At 67.1% G+C, this 21023-nt stretch carries 19 protein-coding genes; 12 read left to right on the top strand and 7 right to left on the bottom strand.

Features of this window, described 5'->3' with window-relative positions:
* Nucleotides 1-182 precede the first annotated feature (182 nt).
* A complete protein-coding gene (locus G0Q01_RS00325) occupies nucleotides 183-1616 on the top strand; it encodes a sodium:alanine symporter family protein (RefSeq protein ID WP_164212913.1) in 1434 nt (477 codons plus the stop codon).
* Nucleotides 1617-1640: 24 nt separating this feature from the next.
* Here G0Q01_RS00325 and G0Q01_RS00320 read toward each other — a convergent pair whose 3' ends face one another.
* Nucleotides 1641-2102 (bottom strand): Lrp/AsnC family transcriptional regulator, encoded by a 462-nt coding sequence (locus G0Q01_RS00320; RefSeq protein ID WP_164189472.1) that lies wholly within the window; start codon nucleotides 2100-2102, stop codon nucleotides 1641-1643.
* A 239-nt stretch (nucleotides 2103-2341) separates the two neighbouring features.
* Between G0Q01_RS00320 and G0Q01_RS00315 the strand changes: the two genes are divergently transcribed.
* The 7 genes from G0Q01_RS00315 to G0Q01_RS00295 all read left to right on the top strand — a co-directional run bounded on the left by G0Q01_RS00315 (nucleotide 2342) and on the right by G0Q01_RS00295 (nucleotide 9326).
* Nucleotides 2342-3412 (top strand): Glu/Leu/Phe/Val dehydrogenase dimerization domain-containing protein, encoded by a 1071-nt coding sequence (locus G0Q01_RS00315; protein ID WP_108968420.1) that lies wholly within the window; start codon nucleotides 2342-2344, stop codon nucleotides 3410-3412.
* A gap of 326 nt (nucleotides 3413-3738) precedes the next feature.
* Complete coding sequence (locus tag G0Q01_RS26685) at nucleotides 3739-3954, top strand: hypothetical protein (RefSeq protein ID WP_235939390.1); 216 nt, start codon at nucleotides 3739-3741, stop codon at nucleotides 3952-3954.
* A gap of 36 nt (nucleotides 3955-3990) precedes the next feature.
* Nucleotides 3991-4677, top strand: a complete 687-nt coding sequence (locus tag G0Q01_RS26680; RefSeq protein ID WP_235939388.1) for a hypothetical protein — start codon at nucleotides 3991-3993, stop codon at nucleotides 4675-4677.
* Entirely contained in the window at nucleotides 4674-4859 is a 186-nt protein-coding gene (locus tag G0Q01_RS26675; RefSeq protein ID WP_370457147.1) for a hypothetical protein, read from the top strand. Before G0Q01_RS26680 ends, G0Q01_RS26675 begins: the two co-directional genes overlap by 4 nt.
* A 485-nt stretch (nucleotides 4860-5344) precedes the next feature.
* Nucleotides 5345-7288 (top strand): 3-dehydroquinate synthase, encoded by a 1944-nt coding sequence (locus G0Q01_RS00305; RefSeq protein WP_164189470.1) that lies wholly within the window; start codon nucleotides 5345-5347, stop codon nucleotides 7286-7288.
* Nucleotides 7285-8472 carry a metabolite traffic protein EboE gene (gene eboE, locus G0Q01_RS00300; RefSeq protein ID WP_164189468.1) on the top strand — a complete coding sequence of 396 codons (1188 nt, stop codon included), beginning with the start codon at nucleotides 7285-7287 and terminating at the stop codon, nucleotides 8470-8472. The genes G0Q01_RS00305 and eboE overlap by 4 nt, the downstream gene beginning before the upstream one ends.
* The gene (locus tag G0Q01_RS00295; RefSeq protein ID WP_164189466.1) at nucleotides 8469-9326 is read left to right on the top strand and encodes a UbiA family prenyltransferase; all 858 of its coding nucleotides are present in this window, start codon (nucleotides 8469-8471) and stop codon (nucleotides 9324-9326) included. The genes eboE and G0Q01_RS00295 overlap by 4 nt, the downstream gene beginning before the upstream one ends.
* Here G0Q01_RS00295 and G0Q01_RS00290 read toward each other — a convergent pair.
* Nucleotides 9323-10708: an alkaline phosphatase family protein gene (locus tag G0Q01_RS00290; protein WP_164189464.1), complete on the bottom strand. Its 1386-nt coding sequence runs from the start codon at nucleotides 10706-10708 to the stop codon at nucleotides 9323-9325. The two genes, G0Q01_RS00295 and G0Q01_RS00290, sit on opposite strands and share 4 nt — an antisense overlap.
* 97 nt (nucleotides 10709-10805) lie before the next feature.
* On the opposite strand from G0Q01_RS00290, the gene G0Q01_RS00285 reads away from it, so the two are divergent.
* Nucleotides 10806-11549 carry an EboA domain-containing protein gene (locus tag G0Q01_RS00285; protein WP_164189462.1) on the top strand — a complete coding sequence of 248 codons (744 nt, stop codon included), beginning with the start codon at nucleotides 10806-10808 and terminating at the stop codon, nucleotides 11547-11549.
* Nucleotides 11546-12469 (top strand): TatD family hydrolase, encoded by a 924-nt coding sequence (locus G0Q01_RS00280; protein ID WP_235939385.1) that lies wholly within the window; start codon nucleotides 11546-11548, stop codon nucleotides 12467-12469. Before G0Q01_RS00285 ends, G0Q01_RS00280 begins: the two co-directional genes overlap by 4 nt.
* Nucleotides 12470-12640: 171 nt before the next feature.
* Here the strand turns inward: G0Q01_RS00280 and G0Q01_RS00275 are convergent, their stop codons facing one another.
* From G0Q01_RS00275 to xylF, 5 genes are all read right to left on the bottom strand, one after another.
* Nucleotides 12641-13378 (bottom strand): hypothetical protein, encoded by a 738-nt coding sequence (locus tag G0Q01_RS00275; RefSeq protein ID WP_164189460.1) that lies wholly within the window; start codon nucleotides 13376-13378, stop codon nucleotides 12641-12643.
* 155 nt (nucleotides 13379-13533) lie between these two features.
* Entirely contained in the window at nucleotides 13534-14832 is a 1299-nt protein-coding gene (xylA, locus tag G0Q01_RS00270; RefSeq protein ID WP_164189458.1) for a xylose isomerase, read from the bottom strand.
* A 34-nt stretch (nucleotides 14833-14866) separates the two neighbouring features.
* Entirely contained in the window at nucleotides 14867-15622 is a 756-nt protein-coding gene (locus G0Q01_RS00265; protein ID WP_164189457.1) for an ATP-binding cassette domain-containing protein, read from the bottom strand.
* Nucleotides 15622-16914, bottom strand: coding sequence for a sugar ABC transporter permease (locus G0Q01_RS00260; RefSeq protein ID WP_108968438.1), 1293 nt, complete (start codon nucleotides 16912-16914; stop codon nucleotides 15622-15624). The genes G0Q01_RS00265 and G0Q01_RS00260 overlap by 1 nt, the downstream gene beginning before the upstream one ends.
* 111 nt (nucleotides 16915-17025) lie before the next feature.
* Nucleotides 17026-18045, bottom strand: a complete 1020-nt coding sequence (gene xylF, locus G0Q01_RS00255) for a D-xylose ABC transporter substrate-binding protein (protein ID WP_164189454.1) — start codon at nucleotides 18043-18045, stop codon at nucleotides 17026-17028.
* 225 nt (nucleotides 18046-18270) lie between these two features.
* Here xylF and G0Q01_RS00250 point away from each other — a divergent pair, with 225 nt between their 5' ends.
* A complete protein-coding gene (locus tag G0Q01_RS00250) occupies nucleotides 18271-19527 on the top strand; it encodes an ROK family protein (protein ID WP_164189452.1) in 1257 nt (418 codons plus the stop codon).
* Nucleotides 19524-21020 (top strand): CRTAC1 family protein, encoded by a 1497-nt coding sequence (locus G0Q01_RS00245; protein WP_164189450.1) that lies wholly within the window; start codon nucleotides 19524-19526, stop codon nucleotides 21018-21020. Before G0Q01_RS00250 ends, G0Q01_RS00245 begins: the two co-directional genes overlap by 4 nt.
* Nucleotides 21021-21023: the final 3 nt, after the last annotated feature.

The raw sequence follows: 21023 nt of genomic DNA, 5'->3' as shown, positions 1-21023 counted from the left end.
AGCCTCTTGGAGCCGGTCACGAGGGTTGTCGAAAATGCTTGCTTGCTCGAAGGTTGCGGCATCACCAGCCATTTTTTGGCCCCCGCATTTCAACACGTTCCCGTTTCCAAGCGACAGACCCGGCCGCGGTCGGCACCGCGCCCATCCTGGCCTCCGTGTCTGGCAAATGAAGGAATTCGCGCATGGAGTTTTTCGACAGCGTCTTCGGACTCATCAACGATCTGACCTGGGGGGCGGCGCTCATTCCCTTCCTGGTGGTTCTGGGCTGCTTCTTCACCATTGCCAGCGGCTTTGCGCAATTCCGCTACTTCAAACGCATGTTCCGGGTGCTGTCGAAGGATGGCAGCTCGGACGATCCGAACAAGATCTCGGCGCGCGAGGCGCTCTTCGTCTCGGTGGGCGGGCGCGTCGGCGGCGGGAACATTGCCGGCGTCGCCGTGGCGATCACCGCCGGCGGTCCGGGCGCGGTGTTCTGGATGTGGGCCATCGCGCTGGTGGGCATGTGCTCTGCGATGATCGAGGCGATCCTCGCGCAGGTCTACAAGGAGACCACGCCGAACGGCGACTTCCGCGGCGGACCTGCGCGTGCCATCGTGCATGGGCTCGGACACAAGTACCGCTGGCTCGCTGTGATTTACTGCATTTGCCTGATCGGGTCGTTCTCCATCGGCTTCAACGCCTTCCAGGGCAACACGGTTGCCGGCGCGGCGGCAGACAGCCTCGGCGTTCCGCGCATCGCGACAGGGCTCGTGCTCGCCGCGGTCACCGGCTTCGTCATCTTCGGCGGTATTCACCGCATCGCCAAGGCCGCCGACGTGATCATTCCGGTCATGGCGATCGGCTACATCGCCATGGCGCTGCTGGTGATCGTGCTCAACCTCACGTCGCTGCCGGGGGTTATCGCGGACATCGTCGGCAACGCCTTCGGCCTTCGCGAGGCAGTCTCCGGCGGCATGGGCGCGGCGATCGCCCAGGGCCTGCGGCGCGGACTCTTTTCCAACGAGGCCGGGCTGGGCTCGGCGCCGAACGTGGCCGCCACGGCCTTTGTGCACCACCCGGTGAGCCAGGGCATCACCCAGAGCTTTTCGGTTTTCATCGACACCATCCTGATCTGCTCCTGCACGGCCTTCGTCATCCTGCTGGGGGATGTCTACACACCGGGCGCCGAGGCCATCGACGGCGTCGCGCTCACCCAGCAGAGCCTTGTCTCGCACGTGGGGAACTGGGCGCAGTACTACTTGACCGCCGCCATCTTCTTGTTTTCGTTCAGCTCCATCATGTACAACTACTACCTTGGCGAGAACGCACTCAGCTTCATGACCGATGCGCCAATGGCCCGCAACTTCCTGCGCTTCGCGATTATCGGGATCGTCCTGCTTGGCGCGGTCGCCCCCGGCGCCACCGCGGTCTTTGCGTTCTCCGACCCGATGATGGGCATCCTCGCAATCGTGAACCTGCTGGCGCTCGCCATGCTGTTCCCGATCGCGGCGCGGATCCTCGACGACTTCACCAGGCAGGTCCGGGCGGGAGTGGATCGCCCGGTCTTCTACGCGGATGATTTCCCAGACCTGGAGCTCGACCGGACCTCCTGGCCTGAAAAGGGGCCCGCGGAGTGAAGGCCCCGGCGGTCGCGGCAGACGTCAGGGGATGCGTGTCCGTTCGATGAACTTGCGCAGGGCAAATCGCGAGCGCACGCTGCGGACGCCCTCGATCTTCATCAGCTTCTTCTGAAGCACCTCTTCGTATTCCTCGAGGTCCCTGACCAGGACCTCGAGCAGGAAGTCCTGCGAGCCGGTCATCAGCATGCCCGTCACCACTTCCTCGATCCCCGAGACGGCTTTCTGGAACCGCTCCACGTCTTCGCCATCCGAGCGCTCGAGCTCGACCGAGACAAAGGCGGTGACCCCGAAGCCGGAGACCTTGCGATCGATCTTGGCGATATAGCCGCTGATCAGCCCGGTTTCCTCGAGCCTCTGGACCCTGCGCTTGCAGGGGGTGGGGGACAGGCCGACCTTCTCGGCCAGATCCACCACGGTGATCCGGCCGTCGGATTGCAGCACCCGCAGGATTTTTCGGTCAAGCTCATCGAGGGAAATCGGCATGTGGTATTTCCTGCTTGCTGGGGTTGTGTAGCCGTCCGTTGATTCCGCTAGACAGCCGCGTGGATTCGAGGCGTTCCCCGGCGCTATAAGCAGGTTCGTAGAGACAATCACCGCAAAATGGCTTTCGCCTAGCGAATAGGTATCAGCCGGAACGAAACCGCTCCCGAGTTTGGCCGAAAACGTCGCGCCTCCTGTGCCACACTGTCGCAGACACCAATCTAGCGGTTTTTGAGGACCAGATGGCACTGAAACTTGTCGAAGAACAGGCTCCCGCGGGCTATGAGCGCCTCGTCTACATCGAGGACGAAGAGGCTGGCCTGCGTGCCTTCGTCTGCGTGCACTCCACCGTTCTCGGCCCGGCGGTCGGCGGCTGCCGGATGTGGAACTACGCCACGCTCGAGGATGCGCGGACCGATGTTCTGCGCCTCGCGGCGGGCATGACCAACAAGAACGCGATGGCGGGTCTCGGCCTTGGAGGCGGCAAATCCGTCATCATCGGCGATCCGCGCAGCGACAAGACCGAGGCGCTTTTCCGCGCCTTCGGCCGCGCGATCGAGAGCTTTGGCGGTAGCTACTACACCGCGGAAGATGTCGGCATCTCGCCCGAAGACATGGCAAATGTGGCCAAGGAGACCGCCTACGCGGTGGGTCTCGACCATGGCGCGCATGCCAGCGGCGATCCTTCGCCCTTTACTGCCGAGGGCGTCTTCCAGTGCCTGAAAGTCGGCGCGAAGGCGGTCTTCGGCAAGAGCGATCTGACCGGGCGGCGGGTGCTGGTGCAGGGTCTCGGCCATGTCGGCTGGAGCCTCGCGGAAAAGCTGCATGCCGCCGGTGCGGAGCTGGTGGTGTCGGATGTCAATGCAGAGGCGGTGGAAAGAGCCCGCGCCAGCCTCGGTGCGGAGATTTGCCCGCCGGAGCAGATCTTCGCGCAGCAGATGGATATCTTCGCGCCCTGCGCGCTGGGCGGGATCCTCACCCATGAGACCGTGGCGCAGCTGAGCGCCCGCCTCGTCTGCGGGGCGGCGAACAACCAGTTGCTCGAGCCCTCGGTCGCCGAGGAACTGTTGGCACGCGATTGCCTCTACCTGCCGGACTACGTGGTGAACGCGGGTGGCATCATCAGCGTCGCGGGAGAGGTCCACCACGCCGGGCCGGAGTACCGCGCCGACCGTCTCGTGCAGATCGCGGGCCGGGTCGCGCAGATCATCGAGACCAGCCGGAAAGAGCGCAAGACGACGATCCAAGTCGCCGATGACATGGTCGCCGAGATCCTCGCCGAGGCCGCCAAGGTCGACGCGCTCGCCGTCTGAAGGCACCGTCCCGAAGGAGCCGCCGATCCCGTGGCTGCCGCGCAGGCATTGCGCGAGGGCCACGAGTCCGGCGGTCTCCACTTCGCCCGCGGCACCGCTCCGCAGCAGCCCGGGCGCGGAGATCGGCACAATCAAAGGCCCAGCCCATCGCCGGGGGTTTGATCGCCGAGCTTTTTTGCTCGCTGTTGTCGCGCTGCCTGCGCAGGGGACCGCTCAACGAGGGATAGGCGACATTTTCTTTTAGGAGTCGCACGAAGCTTGCGTATCTTCGCAAGATCGCTCCCTCGCAAAGCATTTTCGAATTTCCCAATTCAGCTGGTCGGACGATGACAAAGTTCCGGTTCCCAACCGCGTTCACCATCCTGTTCGTCTTGATCGCGATTTTCGCGATGCTCACTTGGGTCATTCCCGCGGGAGAATATGCGCGCGAGATGAACGACAGTCTCGGCGTCGCGGCTCCCGTCCCGGGGAGCTATCGGCCGGTCGAGCCGGACCCTCAGGGGATCACCGACGTGATCCTTGCTCCGATTGCCGGCATGTAGGATCCGGCCCTGCTGGGCTCCGCGTCGAGCGCAGCCATGGACGTTGCGGTCTTCGTGCTGGTCATCGGCGGGTTCCTGATGGTGGTCAGCAGGACAGGTGCCATTGACGCTGGCATCGGCGCCTTGCTGATCAGGCTCGGGGGCAGGGAACATCTGATGATCCCCATCCTGATGACCGCCTTTGCCCTCGGGGGAACGAGTTTCGGCATGGCAGAGGAGACGCTGGCCTTTTACGCGTTGAGCATTCCGGTATTCATCCGGGCGGGCTACGATGCGCTGACCGGAGTGGCGGTGATCATGCTCGGGGCCGGGATCGGCACGCTGGGCTCGACGTTCAACGCCTTTGCCACCGTCGTCGCCCCGCAGGGGGCGGGCATCGCCTTCACGCAGGGCATCGTGCCGCGCGCGCTGATCTTTGTGGTCTGTCTCGCGTCGGGCATCGTCCACGTCATGCGCTATGCCCACACGGTGAAGGCCGATCCTGCTGCCTCCTTGCTATCCGACATGGCGGAGGAAAATCGCACCTTCTTCCTCAAGTTGTCCGAGGCGGCCGGCGCGGCCCTTCCGACCCTTACGCCCGTGCGCAGCATCATTCTGGCGCTCTTCGGGCTGACTTTCGGGGTGATGATAATCGGGGTTGTCGGGTTCGGCTGGTGGATGGCGGAGATGACCGGGCTGTTCCTCGCGATGTCCGTCGTCGTCTGGGGCGCGAACTCGTGGTGACCGCCTACCAATCCGCGAACGGCTTGGTGAACCTCTTCAACCCGACCTTCGCCGTGGTCATGGGCGGGCACGCCATAGGCCGTGTCTCCTTTGATCGCTGGCTGCGCTTCGTGATGCCGCTGGTGATCGGCCTGGCAATCATCCTCATGCTGCTGCTCAGCCTGGGTGCGATGATGAGCTGACCCGGCGTGGACAAAGGTGCCTGACGCAGATCGCCGCAGATCGCGCAACCCGATACCATCATTCCCTCGATGCCCAAGGCGCATTTCCAGGGCGACCCCTCTTGGCGGATCCGCAATGGCGCCCCAGTGCGCCCGATGGCCCGGCGGGCCCCTTGCCGGGCACCGCGCGCGGGCGCCTGCCCGGCGGCCAAGGAGCGGGGCGCTTGCACCTTGGAGACCCGCCGATGCGGGCGGGCTGGACGCTTTCGGACCCGCATCCCGGCGATCGGTCGAAGAACGCGGCAAACCGGATTTCGCGCCCACTGCGACATTTCGGGGCTAGGCGAACCGCTTTCTCTTGCCTAGCCTGTAAGAACACGTCCGTGCAGATACCGAGACATTTGCGTCTCGGGGTGCGGACGATTTGAGACGAATTGATTGATACTGCTATATTTTCTGCCTCCGGCCCGCGCCGGGGTGCGCTGTGTTCGAGAAAGGTATTCGTAATGTCGGTTTCCATGACGCTGCGCTGGCTCGTGATTCTCACCATGCTGGCCCTCGTACTCGCGGCAAGTTTCCTGCTCTTCGAAGGACGCATCGAAACGCTGGTCATTGACCTGCTGTCCGGGACGCAGAGCCCCACTGGTCTCTGGGTGCTGATCGTGACGGCTCTGGCGCTCGACGTGGTGCTTCCGGTGCCGTCGAGCGTGGTCAACGTCTCGGCGGGTACGCTGCTCGGCGTCGCTATCGGCACCTTTGCCTGCTGGACCGGGATGACGCTGAGCTGCCTTCTCGGCTACTGGATCGGTGCGACCGGCGGCACCCGCGCGCTCGGTCGGCTGCTCGGAAGGGACTATCTGGCGCGGTCGGCAGAAGTGTCCGAACGTATCGCGCTCGGCTCGGTGCTTCTGATGCGGGCCGTGCCGGTCCTGGCCGAGACCTCGACCATCGCGGCAGGGGTGGCGGGCCTGCCCCTGCGCAGGTTCCTTGGCGTCGTGGCGCTGGCAAATCTCGGCATCGCCGCCGCCTATGCCTCACTGGGCGCGCTGGCGCTCGAGGTCGACTCGTTCCTCCTTGCGCTCTGCGCCGCGCTGGCGCTGCCGATCGCGGGCTTGGCGGGGCGTGCCCTCTATGCGCGGATCAAGGCTCCGGCGAGGGCGGTGGCGGCCTCGGGGGCGCTGACCCGCACCGAGGCTGGCGTTGACGCGGCCGCGGCCGTGGGCGCGCCCGTCGCGCAAGACATGTCGCAGGATGGAGCGCCCGCCACGCTGACCGTCAGGCAAGCCTTCTCGGTCAGCTACGAGTACCGCGTGGTCTTCACGCGCGGGGTCTTTGATCCGGAAAACCCTGCGCTGCGCGACGTGTTTGCCGCCGGGGCGGAGGCGCGCCGGCAGCGCTGCGTGGTCTTCGTCGACCGCGATCTTCTGGCACATCGCCCGGCGCTTGCCGACGCGATTGGCGCCTATGTGCGGGACACCGTCGAGGGCGTCGATCTGGTCGCCGCGCCGATGCCGGTTGCAGGCGGGGAGGGGATAAAGGCCGGCTTCGAGACGGTCTTCGAGATCTACCGCCTTATCCTTGAGCACAGCATCGACCGGCATTCCTATGTCATCGCGGTCGGCGGCGGCGCGGTGCTCGACGCGGTGGGTATGGCCACCGCAACGGCGCACCGGGGGCTCCGGCATATACGGGTGCCAACGACGGTGCTGTCGCAAAACGACAGCGGCGTCGGGGTGAAAAATGCCGTGAACTTCGAGGGTTCGAAGAACTTCGCGGGCAGCTTTGCCCCGCCCTGGGCGGTGCTGAACGACTTCAACCTGCTGGAGACGCTGCCCGCCGCGACCCGTCGCTCCGGCATCTCCGAGGCGGTGAAGGTCTCGCTGATCCGCGATCCTGCGTTCTTCCTTTGGCTCGAGGCGAATGCGGACCGGCTGAAGCACTTCGCGCCCGAGGCCGAAGAATACATGATCCGCCGCTCGGCGGAGCTGCACATGCGGCAGATCGCTCTTGGGGGCGATCCGTTTGAGCGCGGCTCTGCCCGCCCCCTCGATTTCGGCCATTGGTCGGCGCACAAGCTCGAGGGTCTGACCCGCTATGCCGTCAGCCACGGCGATGCCGTGGCAATGGGGATCGCGCTTGACGCGCGCTACTCGGTGTTGGCCGGGCTTCTGCCGGCGGGGATGGAGGAGCGCGTGCTGGCGCTGCTGCAGGCCCTCGGCCTGCCGATCTGGCACCCCGATCTCGGCCGGCGTGACGCGGGCGGGCGGCTCGAGATCCTCGTCGGGCTCGAGGAGTTCCGCGAGCATCTCGGCGGCGAGCTCACCGTCACGTTGCTGTCCGATCTCGGGGTCGGCGTCGAGGTGCACGAGATGCGCCCCGAACTGGTCGCCGAGGCCCTTGTCTGGCTCGCGGCACGCGGCGCGGCACGTCAACAGGGACAGGAGGCATGAAGCTCGGCAACGGGCTTGGCACCCTGACCTACTGCCTCAATATCCATGCCACCGAAACCTGGGAGGATTGCCACGCCGCGCTGACCGGCCCGCTTCTGGCGGTGAAGGCGCAGCTCTCTCCCGATGACCGCTTCGCCGTAGGGCTGCGGCTGTCGTCGAACGCGCTCGATGAGCTTGACCGGGAAGACCGCCGAGCGTGGCTCAAGCAGTTCCTGCGCGAGAACGATCTCGTGCCGGCGACGATGAACGGCTTCCCCTATGGACCGTTCCACGGCGTTCGGGTCAAGGAGCAGGTCTATCAGCCCGACTGGCGCGACCCCGAGCGGCTGCGGTACACCACCCGGCTCACCGATCTCATGGCCGAGCTCGCCGAGCCCGGCGACTGGGTCAGCCTCAGCACCGTGCCGGGGACCTTCCGCACGCTGGCCGGGGGCGCCGAGGCCGCCATGGCCGAGCTGTATCTGCAGGCGGCGGCGCATTGCGTCGCGGTCAAGGCGCGCACTGGCGTCACCGTGGCGCTGGCGATCGAGCCCGAGCCATTCTGCTTTCTCGAGACGATCGCGGGCAGCGTCGCCTTCTTCGAGGATTGGCTCTACGGCCCCGCCGCCGTGGCGCGGTTCGCCGATCTGACCGGGCTGGCCCGCGCGGAGGCAGAAGTGGCCCTGCGCGCGCACCTCGGGCTTTGCTACGACGTCTGCCACGCGGCGGTGGAATACGAGGACCCGGCGCAGAGCCTTGCCCTGCTGCAGGGCGCGGGCATCCCGATCCACAAGCTGCAGCTCAGTTCGGCGCTGCGCGCGCAGGTGAGCCCCGAGGTCCGCGAAGCGCTCGCCGCCTATTCCGAGCCCACCTACCTGCACCAGGTGCTCGCCCGCCGCGGCGAGGGTCCGATCCGCGCCTTTTCCGATCTGCCCGAGGCGCTGGCCCGCGGCGCCGAGGCCGATGGCGAGGAATGGCGGGTGCACTTCCACGTGCCGGTCTTTCTTGGCTCGCTCGGGCTTTTCGACAGCACGCAGGACTTTCTGAAGGAGATCCTCGACCTGCACCGGGCCGAGCCGATCTCACCGCATCTCGAAGTGGAGACCTATACATGGGACGTATTGCCCCCGGACTTGCGGACCTCGAGCGTGGACGCGGCGATCAGCCGCGAGTTGGGCTGGGTGCTGGACCGGCTCGGGCAATGATCGCCACCGCCCTCAAGCTGGGGCGCGTGTCGAACCTGCCGACGGTCTGGACCAATGCCATGGCGGGCGCGCTGCTGGCGCTCTCCGCCGCCCCCGGCGCGGCGCTCGTGCCCATCTTGCTGAGCGCGCTGGCGCTGACACTCTTCTACGTGGGGGGCATGTGGCTCAACGACGCCTTCGACGCCGAGATCGACCGCGCGCAGAAGGCGGACCGGCCGATCCCGATGGGTGAGATTTCGCAGCGCGCGGTTTTCCTCGGAGCCTTTGCCATGCTCGGGCTCGGCGTCCTGCTGACCCTGCCGCTCGGCGGGCTGGCGCTGCTCTCGGCGCTGCTGCTGACGCTCAGCATCTTCCTCTACGACTGGCTGCACAAGCGCACCGCGCTGGCGCCGGTCATCATGGGGGTGACCCGGTTCTTCTGCTACGTGATGGCTGCGCTTGCCGCCACCGGCGCCTTTCCGGGTGTGGCACTCTGGGGGGCGCTGGGGCTGATGGCCTATGTGGTCGGCCTTACCTACGCCGCCAAGCAGGAGGCCTACGACCGGCTGGACCGCGCCTGGCCCCTGGCGGTGCTCGCCTTCCCGGCTGTGCTGGTGCTGGTCATGGGCTGGGGCAAGCCGCTGGCGCTGCTGGTCGCGCTGGGATTCCTCGTCGCCACCGGCGGTGCCCTGCGCCTCCTCTTCCGCCGGGCTAAGGGCGACGTGCCAAAGGCCGTCACCCTGCTGATCGCGTCGATCTCGCTTTACGATGCCGCGCTTATCGCCGGGGTCCACGGCGGCTGGCTCCCGGCGCTGCTGGCAGTCGCCGGGTTTGGCCTCACCCGCGCGCTGCAGCGCCGGATCGCCGGGACCTAGTCGAAGACATGGCTCAGCGTCAGCGCCTTGAAGTCCACGGCCCGCACCGGCCCCTCGGGCAGCATCCCCGGCTCGGAAGAGATCACCAGCGGCCCGTCGCCGGGGTCCTCGGTGATCCGCCCGTGACTGCCCTTCACCAGATCGGTGCGCGAGGGCGAGATCAGGTCGAGCATCTGCCGGAAGCCCATCTTGCGCTTGCCCAGCTTCCAGCCCGCCGCCAGCTTGGGAAAGCGAAGGGCGGGATCAAGGAACAGCTCGACCGGATCGTAGCCCGGCTTGCGGTGGATATCGACGGTGGGGGCAAAGTCGGGGGCCTTGGCCTCGTCCAGCCAATAATAATAGCTGAACCAGCGGTCGGGCCTGCTGATCGCCACCAGCTCTCCGGAGCGCGGATGGTCGAGGCCATTGGCACGCTTGCCTTCCTCGTCCCAGACCGCTTCAACCCCGTCCAGCCCCTCGATCAGCGCCTTGACCTCGGCCAGCCGCGCGCGGTCGTTGACGTAGACATGCGCCAGCTGGTGGTCGGACATGGCAAAGGCCGCCGAGGCACCGGCGTCGAGGATTTCGCGCCCGTGTTCCTCGGGGCGGACGGCGATCAGACCGGCCTCGCGCAGGGCGCGGTTGATGTGAATGGCGTCCCTGACCGGGGTGATGCCGTATTCAGAGACCACCAGCACCCGGCGCCCCTCGGTATCGGCGGCGGCAATCAGCTTGCCGACCAGCGCGTCGATGTCGCGCAGCGACTGCTGCACTTCGGGGTGGTCGAGATCGGGGCCGAACTTCTGCAGGTCGTAGTCGAGATGCGGCAGGTAGGTGAGAGTCAGCGTCGGGCGCCGCGTCTCCATCACGTGCAGCGTGGCATCGGCGATCCAGGCCGAGGACCTGATGCTCGCCGTCGGCCCCCAGAAGGTGAAGAGCGGAAAGCGCCCGAGCTTGGCGTCGAGCTCATCGTGCAGCTCGGGCGGATGCGCGTAGTGGTCGGGGATCTTGCGCCCGTCGGCGGGATACATCGGCCGCGGCGTCGCCGAGTAATCGGCGGTCGAATACATGTTGTACCACCAGAACATCTTGGCGCAGGTGAAGCCCGGGTCGCGCGCCTTCCCGGCATCCCAGATCTTCTCGCCCTGCAGCAGCGAATTGGGTTGGCGCCAGAGCAGCACCTCCTTGAGATCGCGGAAGTACCATCCATTGGCTACAGCGCCGTGCCCCGAGGGCGGCAGGCCGGTCGCCAGCGTCGCCTGCACCGTGCAGGTGACCGCGGGGATCACCGTCTCGAGCGGGCGCAGAGCGCCGCGGGCGGCAAGGGCGGCGATGTTGGGGGTGAACTGGCCGACAAGCTTCGGTGTCAGGCCGACGACAAGAATAACAAGAGTCGGTGTCATGAGATCAAAAAATATCCAGCAACAAAATACTTGCCGACTATGACGCGCGTTCCCTCCGCCCGTCCAGTGTTTCATTGACCATTTGGGAGAGAGTTCGATGACCAGTCCAAAAGACCTTTTGCAGAAATGGATAGCGGAGCGTGCTGGGGCCGAGAGGCCCTGGCTCGAGGACCAGCTCGCGACGCTCGCCGCCCCCGGGGCGACAGAGCGCGACCTCCACCTCTTTCTCGGCTTCGCGCCGCGGCGGCTTGGCAAGGCCGACCTTGCCCTCAGCCCGGACGAGCTGGCCGAGGCCGATGCCGCGCGCCCCGGCTGGCAGCCCGGCGACTGGAGCCTCGACGGCGCCGCGCGGGTGCTGGGGCTGCTCAGCTACAGGGGTGACCGCCCCTTTGCCGAGACGTTCAAGGACCTGCGCCGCACCTCGGACGCCGCCGAGATGATCGCGCTCTACCGCGGGCTGCCGCTCTATCCCGAGCCCGAGAGCCTGCACTTCGAGGTGGGCGAGGGGCTGCGTTCGAACCTCAAGCCGGTGTTCGAGGCCATCGCCCACAACAACCCCTATCCCCGCGACCATTTCGACGAGCACCGCTGGAACCACATGATCCTCAAGGCACTGTTCATCGGCGCGGCGCTGGGGCCGATCACCGGCCTCAAGGACCGCGCCAACCCCGAGCTGGCGCGCATCCTCGTGCAATACGCGCGCGAACGCTGGGCCGCCGGGCGGCCGGTGATGGAGGAGCTCTGGCCGCTGGTCGGCCCCTTTGCGGAAACCCCGGAAATCCGGGCCCAGCTTGATCGGGCGCGGGCCGAGGGACGTGTTATCGAGGAGTTTGTGTCATGATGCTGATTGATCCCCACGCGCATATGATCTCGCGCACCACCGACGATTACGAGGCCATGGCCGCCGCCGGCGTCGTGGCCCTGATCGAGCCCGCCTTCTGGCTCGGCCAGCCGCGCACCTTCGTAGGCACCTACGTCGATTACCTGTCGACCATCGTCGGCTGGGAGCGCTTCCGCGCCGGACAGTTCGGCATCCGCCATTACTGCACCATCGGGCTCAATTCCAAGGAAGCCAACAACGAGGAGCTGGCCGAGGGCGTGATGGAGTGGCTGCCGCGGTTCGCGCTCAAGGAGGGCGTCGTTGCCATCGGCGAGATCGGCTACGACGAGCAGACCGCGCTCGAGGACAAGTACTTCCGGCTGCAGCTGACGCTGGCGAAAGAGATTGGCCTGCCGGTCATGGTGCACACGCCGCACCGCGACAAGAAACGCGGCACCAGCCTGTCGATGGATGTCTGCGAGGAGATGGGCCTCGATCCGTCGATGGTGGTGATCGACCACAATAACGAGGAGACCGTCGGCGAGGTGCTCGACCGCGGCTACTGGGCAGGCTTCTCGATCTACCCCTCGACCAAGATGGGCAACGCGCGGATGGTCGAGCTGCTCAAACAGTACGGCTCCGAGCGGATCGTCGTCGACAGTGCCTGCGACTGGGGCATCTCGGATTGCCTTGGAGTGGCCAAGACGGCGCAGCTTGCGCTGCAGAGCGGCGTGTCCGAAGAGGTGGTGCGGGCGGTCTGCTACGGCAATGCGCTCGCCGCCTACGGCCAGAGCGGGCAGATGAAGGAGAGCGACTGGCTGTCGCCCCCCGCCATCGACCAGCGCACGCTCTACGAGGGAAACTCGATCCTTCGCGGTGGCCGGGAGCCGGTCATCGAGGAGCCGGGAACGCAGCGGCGCAAAGGGCTGACCATCGAGTAAGCCGTTGTGCTCGGCCCTCGACCCGAGGGCCGAGCAGAAGCGCACCTCACGCCACCTCTGCCCGCCTGCTTCGGCGCGGCGCATGGCCGGCGGGCGCGAGCCAGGGCACTGATGGGTCTGGGCGATCCGGTCGCGGGCTAGGAGCGCCGGGCTTGGCGTGGCGAGGGTCGATCAGGGAAACACCAGATACCCGCTGCGCCCGCCGTCCAGGGTGAAGCTGGCGCTGCTGCCGCTGCCGTCCTCGGGCGTGGCAAAGAGCGCGTTTCCCTGCGCGCCATCGGTGCAGGCCAGCGCCGAGCCCATGCTCGGGAAAAGCGCGGGCGGCCCGTCGAGCTGGCCGAGGCAGGTGAGGCGGTTCTCGGGCAGGGTGAGCAGCAGCACGTAGGTCTCGCCGTTCGAGCTGAGAACCTGCCCCAGCGCCGTGCCGCCGCCATTCAGTTCGCCGACCCCCTGCTGCGCCTGGCCGGGCAGGGCGGGGGTTGCGGTGGCGGGGGCGCGTTCGACGATGGGCGGCTGACCGAGGCGCGTGGAGGCGCCCTGCGGCGCGCTGACCGCCGGGGCGCCGGGCGTGTTGCGGATTCGCTTGGTGCGGGCGGGGCTGTCGCGCTCGAGGGTCATCACCGGCTCGCGCACCGATCCGTCTGCACCGGGCACGCGGGTGCCGAGGTCGATGGAAACGCCAAGCCCGCCATAGCCGCCCCAACCCGGCGTCCAGCTCCCTCCCCAGCCGGGGCCGCCGGGCCAGCTGGGGCGGTGGGAATGATCGGGACGGCTGGGCCAGCCCGGACGCGCGGGCCAGCGGAAGGCCGGGCTGCGTGCGACGGCGTCGAGATCCACCGCCGGAACCTGTGCCGAAAGCGGTGCGGCGAGGGCGATCAGCAGCGGGGCGAGGCAGGGGAACCTGAACATCGGGGCGACCTCCGAAAGCGAAAAAGCGTCGTCCTCAGAATGGCATGCAAGGCCGGGGCGAACGCAAGCCGGAAGTTCGCAGCGCAGTTCGGCGGAAGTATGGCGCCGCCAGGCAGCGACGCGCCCGGCGCTTCGAGGCGCGCCGGGCGGCAGGGTCACACGTAGCGGTTCCAGAGGTTCTCGAGGCGTTCCTGCCGCCCGGAGCGCGGCTCGGGGTTGATCGCCTGATCGCGCACCCGCGCCTCGATGCTGGCGAGGTCGGACCTGAGCAGCGCCTTGTTCTCGGCGGCCTCCCAATCGGCGTAGCGCTCGGCGCGCAAGGCCTCGAGCGTGCCGTCCTCGAGCAATGCCGCCGCCGCCTTCAGCCCGCGTGCGCAGACGTCCATCGCGCCGGCATGGCCGAGGATCAGATCCTCGGGGTCGAGCGACTGCCGCCGTAGCTTGGCGTCGAAATTTGTGCCGCCGGTGGTAAATCCGCCCGCCTTCAGCACCTCGTAATAGGCCCGCGCCACCTCGGGCACGCTATCCGGGAACTGGTCGGTGTCCCAGCCTGACTGGTAGTCATTGCGGTTCATGTCGATCGAGCCCAGCAGTCCAAGCGAGGCGGCCAGTGCCAGCTCGTGCTCGAAGCTGTGCCCGGCGAGGATGGCATGGCCCTGCTCGATGTTCAGCTTAACCTCGGTCTCCAGCCCAAAACGCTTGAGGAAGCCGTAGACCGTGGCCACGTCGAAGTCATACTGGTGTTTCGAAGGCTCCTGCGGCTTCGGCTCGATCAGGATCGCGCCCTTGAAACCGATTTTGTGCTTGTAGTCGACGACCATCGACAGGAAGGCCCCGGCCTGTTCGGCCTCGCGCGTCAGATCGGTGTTGAGCAGGGTCTCGTAGCCCTCGCGCCCGCCCCAGAGCACGTAGTTCTCGCCGCCAAGTCTGTGGGTGGCATCCATGCAGGTCTTCACCGTCGCGGCGGACCAGGCGAAGACCTCGGGGTCGGGGTTGGTGGCTGCGCCGGACATGAAGCGGCGGTGGGTGAAGAGGTTCGCCGTGCCCCAGAGCAGGCGGGTCTTCGCGCCTTCCATCTTCTGGGCGAAGTAGTCGACGATTTCCTCGAGATTGCGCGTGGTCTCGGCGAAATCCTTCCCCTCGGGGCGCACGTCGGCGTCGTGGAAGCAGAAGAAGGGCACGTTCAGCAGGTCGAACATCTCGAAGGCCACGTCGGCCTTCATCTTGGCCTTGTCCATTTCCGAACCGAACCACGGCCGCTCGAAAGTGCGCCCGCCGAAGGGATCGCCGCCCTCCCAGGCGAAGCTGTGCCAATAGGCGATGGCGAAGCGCAGGTGATCCTCCAGCCGCTTGCCCAGCACGATCTCGTCGGGGTTGTAGTGGCGGAAAGCGAACTCGCTGCCTTCGTCCGGCTGGTAGGTGAGTTTCGGGATGTCTCCGAAGAAGCCCGTCATGAGTGCCTCGTGTCGCGTTGGGGTGTCTGCTGCTTCAGTCGCGCGGTTGCTTGCCGAGAATGATCATGCCGAGGATGTCCTCGTCGGTGACCTCGTCGACGTTGACCGTGCCGACCAGCTTGCCGTTCTTCATCACCGAGGCGCGGTCGCAGAGCTTCATCACGTTGTGGATGTCATGCTCGATGAGAAAGATGCCGAGCCCTTGCGCCTTGAGCTGTTCGATCAGCTCGGCGACCATCTGCGTCTCCTGCGGGCCGAGCGCGGCGGTGGGCTCGTCCATGATCAGGATGCGGGCATTGAAATAGACCGCGCGGGCGATGGCCACCGATTGCCGCTGACCGCCCGAGAGCGCCTTCACCGGGTCCTGGAACTTGCGGAAGTTCGGGTTGAGGCGACCCATGATCTTGCGCGTTTCGGCCTCCATCTGGGCGTCGTCGACGAGACCGGTCGAGGTGACCAGCTCGCGCCCCAGAAAGAGGTTTGAGGCAGCGTCGAGATTGTCCGCCAGCGCCAGCGTCTGGTAGATCGTCTCGATGTTGTAGCGGCGGGCGTCGCGAGGGTTGTTGATTTCGGCCTTCGCGCCGTCGATCAGGATCTCGCCGCTGTCCATGCGGTAGGCGCCCGACAGGCACTTGATCAGCGTGGACTTGCCCGCGCCGTTGTGCCCGAGCAGGCCGACCACCTCGCCGGGGTAGAGATCGACGGTGACGTGATCGACCGCCTTGATGCCGCCGAAGGAGACCGAGACGTCGCGCATCTCGACCAGCGGGGCTCCGGTTCTGTCAGCCATCATGCGTCTCCCGTGCGCTTGCGGTAGAGGATGTCGATAAGCACGGCGAGCACCAGCACGATGCCGACGACGATGTTCTGGAAGGGGGCGTCGACGCCGACCATGGCCATGCCCGATTGCAGCGACTGCATGATCAGCGCGCCGAGAATGGCGCCGTAGATCGTGCCGATGCCGCCCGCCAGCGCCGTGCCGCCGATCACCGCAGCGGCAATGACGCGCAATTCGTCGAGCGTGCCGATGTCGTTCGAATGGAACGACAAGCGGGCCGAGGCAACCATGCCCGCAAGCGCGCAGAGTACGCCCATCACGGCAAAGACCTTGACCGTCAGCAGGCGGGTGTTGATGCCCGAAAGTTCCGCCGCCTCGGGGTTGCCGCCCGTGGCGAAGATGTAGCGGCCGAGCCTGGTGCGACGGGCGACCATTGTCATCACCACCGCCACGGCGATCAGCAGCAGCACCGAGAAGGGTATGCCGTAGCCCGCGGTGAAGCCCTCGGGCATGGTCTCTCCACGCGCCTCGAAGCCGCGTCGCAGCACCCGGGTCGGCACCTCGTAGGCGTTGAGCATCGCCACGAAGCCGAGGATCGCCGCCGCCGAGAGCGCCATGAGTACGCCTTCGGCCCAGATCGGCTTGACCGGGAACTCGTGATTGATCCGGGCCTTGCGGGCCTGCGCGATGGCGGCCCAGGCGACCAGCGTGGCGAGCACGCCGAAGATCCAGCTGCCGGTGACGCCGAGCGTGCCGCCGATGCCGCCGAGGGTCTGGAAGGTGTCGTCGAGCGGGCCGATTGTCTGGCCGCTGGTGAGGTACCAGGCGACATTGCGCCAGACCAGCAGCCCGCCGAGGGTGACGATGAAGGCGGGTACGGTCAGGTAGCCGACGATCCAGCCCTGAAACGCCCCGATGAGACCCCCGGTGAGCAGCCCGACAAGGATCGCGAGCGGTGCGATCACCGGGTTGCCGTAGTCGAGGCCGAGGCCGGGCAGCAGCTTTGTCTGGGTGATCGCCATCATCGCCGAGCAGGTGGCGAGCAGCGCACCGACGCTGAGGTCGATGTTGCGGGTGACGATGACGAAGACCATGCCGGTGGCCATGATCGCCACGCTCACCGTCTGGATCGTCAGGTTGAAGATGTTGCGCGGGGTGAGGAAGCGGCCATCCGTGAGGACGTTGAACACGACGCAGACCAGGACGAAGGCACCGACCATGCCGAGCAGGCGGGTGTCGAATTCGAGGGTCTTGAAGATGTTCCTGCGGCCGGCCCCTGCGCCGGAGGCGTTCGCCTCTGCCATGGTGACCTCGGGGGATTAGGGGTGTTTGCCTGGATGTCCCCGCCGCGCTGCCGGTCGTTGGCCGGATGGCGCGGCGGGGCGCCTGTGTGTCAGCTCAGAAATACGCCGCGATCAGTTGCAGGGAGCAGGGCCGTCAGTGACGCCCTGGCACAGCGCGTCCTGGCTGATCCAGCCCGCGTCCACCACGGGCTCGAGGTTGTCCTTGGTGACCGGCACTGGCTCGAGGAACTTGGCCCAGAGCGTGGTGCCCGCCGGGGAGGTCCATTCCTCAGCGCCCTCGATGTCGCTGGCCATCGCGTCGCCGGCCAGCTGCACGGCGATCTCGCCTGCTGCCTTGCCCAGCTCGCGCGCGTCCTTCCAGACCGAGACGGTCTGGGTGCCTCGGGCGACGCGGTTCAGCGCCGCGTGGTCGCCGTCCTGGCCGGAGACCGGGATGCCGTCGAGCCCCTGCGCGGTCAGCGCGGCCACGGCGCCGCCGGCGGTGCCGTCGTTCGAGGCGACCACCGCGTCGACCTTGTTGTCGTTGGCGGTCAGGATCTGTTCCATGTTGCGCTGCGCGTTGGCGGGCAGCCAGCCATCCGTATAGGCCTCGCCGACGATGGTGATCTTGCCGCTGTCGATGGCCTCCTGCAGGACCTCCTGCTGGCCGCCGCGCAGGAAGTCGGCGTTGGGATCGGTGGGCGAGCCCTTGATCATCACGTAATTGCCCTCGGGCGCAGCCTCGAGCACCGCGCGGGCCTGCATCCGGCCGACCTCGACGTTGTCGAAGGTGAGGTAGAAGGCCCGGCTGTCCTCGATCAGGCGGTCATATGCGATCACCGGCACGCCCTCGTTGGCGGCGGCCTCGACGGCGGGGATGATCGCCTGCGTGTCCTGCGCGAGGATAATCAGCGCGTCCACGCCCTGCGCCATCAGCGATTCAACATCCGACAGCTGCTTCGAGGACGAGGACTGTGCGTCGGCGGAAATATAGGTCGCGCCCGCCGCCTCAAGCGCCGACTTGATCGCGGCCTCGTCGGTCTTCCAGCGCTCCTCCTGAAAGTTCGACCAGGACACGCCAACGGTCTGGGCGGATGCCGTTACGGCAAGCCCGAGTGTGATGGCCGCAGAGGCCAGCAAGGTCTTGTACATGTTTTCCTCCCTAGGTGCCCCGGTGGGGCATGCGCCGTTCTCCCTCGGCGCTGGCTCAGCCTGAGCCTCTTAAATTCAGTTGTCAAATTAATTTTGCCCGCGCATATTGCCAGACAGAGCAAATATCGGCCAGAAGCCCTGACCTTGTGCCCTTGATGTGGCCTTGAGATGGATTTTGCGATGAAATTTGTTTTTGGAATAAATGAATTCAGGACGCCCCAGCGGATGAACGACGAGGCGGAAATCATCGGCTGCGGCCCCTTCCTGCAGTCGCCGGACTCGGCGCTGCGCCCGCTGCGCCAGCAGGTTTTCGAGCACGTCCGCGCGCTTGGCCGTGTGCCGCGGGTGCAAGTGGCCAAGGACCTGCGGGTCAGCCCTGCCTCGGTCACCACAATCACGTCCGAGTTGATCGAGACCGGCTTTCTCGAGGAGGTCCAGGCGCCGCGCGTCGGCGACAGCGGGCGTGGGCGGCCGGCGGTGGCGCTGCAGGTCCGCCCCGGGGTGCATCACGTCATGGGGATGAAACTCTCGGACATCCATCACACCGCGGTATTGGCCGATCTCTCGGGGCGGGTGATCGCCACCGCCTCCAAGCCGCGCGAGCCCGGGCAGCTGTCGGTGGAGGCGGTCGGCGACGTGACCGAGGCGCTGATGCGCGAGGTCTGCGGCGCGGCCGGTGTCGACGCGGCCTCGCTGCGTGGGCTCGGCCTCGGGGTGCCGGGGTTCGTCGATGCCGACACCGGACTGGTGCGCTGGTCGCCGATCCTCGATCTGCGCGACACCGACCTCAGCCCGACGCTTTCGCAGCGGCTCGGCCTGCCGGTGCATATCGACAATGACGCCAACCTCGTGACGCTCGCCGAGCTCTGGTTCGGCGCCGGGCGCACGATGTCGAATTTCGCTGTGGTCACCATCGAGCACGGCGTGGGCATGGGGTTTGTCATGAACCACCGGCTTTATCGCGGCGCGCATGGCATGGGGATGGAGCTGGGGCACATGAAGGTGCACCTCGACGGGGCGCTCTGCCGCTGCGGCCAGCGCGGCTGTCTCGAGGCCTATGTCGCCGACTACGCGCTGGTGCGCGAGGCGCGCACGGCGCTGAACCTGCCCGATCTTGAAACCCGCTCGGTGCGGGCGCTTCTGGAGAGCCTGTTCAGCCAGGCCAAGGCAGGCAACCCCGCGGCGCATTCGATTTTCCGCCGCGCCGGGCGTTACCTGTCGCTGGCGCTGGCCAATGTGACCAACCTCTTCGATCCGCAGTTGATCATCCTTTCGGGGGAACGGATGCGCTACGACTATCTCTATGCCGAGGGCACGCTGACCGAGATGAAGACGATGATGATCGAAACCGGCCGCGCTGCGCCCAAGGTCGAGATCCACGCCTGGGGCGACATGGTCTGGGCGCGCGGCGCCGCGGCGCTGGCGCTGGAGACCTTGACCGAGCAGATGCTCGGAGCGGGCCGCGAGATGGCCGCGCAATGATCCGGGCGGTGGTGCTCTTGGCGCTGGTTCCCTCGCTCGGCGCGGCGGGGCCCGTCTTTGTCGACGAGAGCGCGGGCCTGCCGGCAGAGCACGTCTATTCCGGCGGATGGGAGCATTTCGTCGGCGGCGGGCTCGCCGCCTTTGACTGCAACGGCGACGACCTGCCCGAGCTCTTTGCCGCCGGGGGCACCGCGCCCGCATCGCTTTTCGTCAACCGCTCCGAGACGGGCGGGCCGCTGCGCTTCGAGGCTGGAGAGCTGCCCGAACTGACCGGCGTCACCGGCGCCTACCCGCTGGACGCGGACAGCGACGGGCAGCTCGATCTTTTCGTGCTGCGGGTGGGGCCGAATGTCGTGCTGCGTGGGCTTGGCGAGTGCCGGTTCGAGGATGCCACCGCGGCGTGGAAGCTGCCGCAGCGGGACGCCTGGTCCACCGCCTTTGCCGCCACCTGGGAGGCAGGACAGGGCTGGCCCACGGTCTTTGTCGGCAATTACGTCGACCGTTTCGACCCCGACGGTCCCTTCGAGGCCTGCGACAGCAGCGCGCTGATCCGCCCCGGCCAGGCCGGCTTCGGTTCGGTAGAGACCATCGAGCCCGGCTGGTGCACCCTCTCGGCGCTGATCTCGGACTGGCGGCGCAACGGCACGCCCGAGCTGCGCCTGTCGAACGACCGGCACTACTACGTGAAGGGCGGCTACGAGCAGATGTTCCGTCTCTCGCCGCTCGAGGAGCGCACCGACTGGGACAGGGTCTCGCTCTGGGGCATGGGCATCGCCTCGCGCGATCTCACCGGCGACGGGCTGCCCGAGGTGATGATGACCTCGATGGGCGACCAGCTCTTGCAGTTCAATCGCGGGGAGCGGTTCGAGGATGCGCCGTATGCGCAGGGGGCGACCGCGCATCGGCCCTACACGGGCGGCGACGGGCGGCCCTCGACCGGCTGGCATGCGGAGTTCGGCGACGTCGACAACGACGGGCGGGCGGATCTCTTCATTTCCAAGGGCAACGTCGACCAGATGCCCGGCATGGCGATGGACGATCCCAATTCGCTGCTCATGCAGGGGGCGGACGGGCATTTCGCCGAAGCGGGCGAGACGGCAGGCATCGCCACCATGCACCGCGCGCGCGGGGCGGCGCTGGCCGATCTGAACGGCGACGGGCTGCTGGATCTGGCGGTGGTCAACCGCCGTGCCCCGATGGAGCTTTGGCGCAACGTGACCGAGGGGGCAGGGGGCTGGGTCGGGGTTGCGCCGGCGCAGTCGGGCGTGAACCGTCAGGCGGTGGGCGCCTGGGTCGAGCTGCGCAGCCTGTCCGGTGTGCAGGCGCAGGAGGTGACCATCGGCGGCGGCCACGCGGGGGGCAGCGCGCTGCCGCTGCACTTCGGCATGGGCTCGGAGGCGGAGGCCGAGCTGCGGGTGATCTGGCCGGACGGCGTGGCGGGCGACTGGCAGCCCGCGCGCGCCGGCGAGGTGATGCGGGTCGAGCGGCCCTGAGGC

Source organism: Salipiger sp. PrR007, assembly GCF_010499845.1.
GTDB lineage: Bacteria > Pseudomonadota > Alphaproteobacteria > Rhodobacterales > Rhodobacteraceae > Salipiger > Salipiger pacificus_A.
This window is presented reverse-complemented; position numbering and strand designations above follow the sequence as displayed.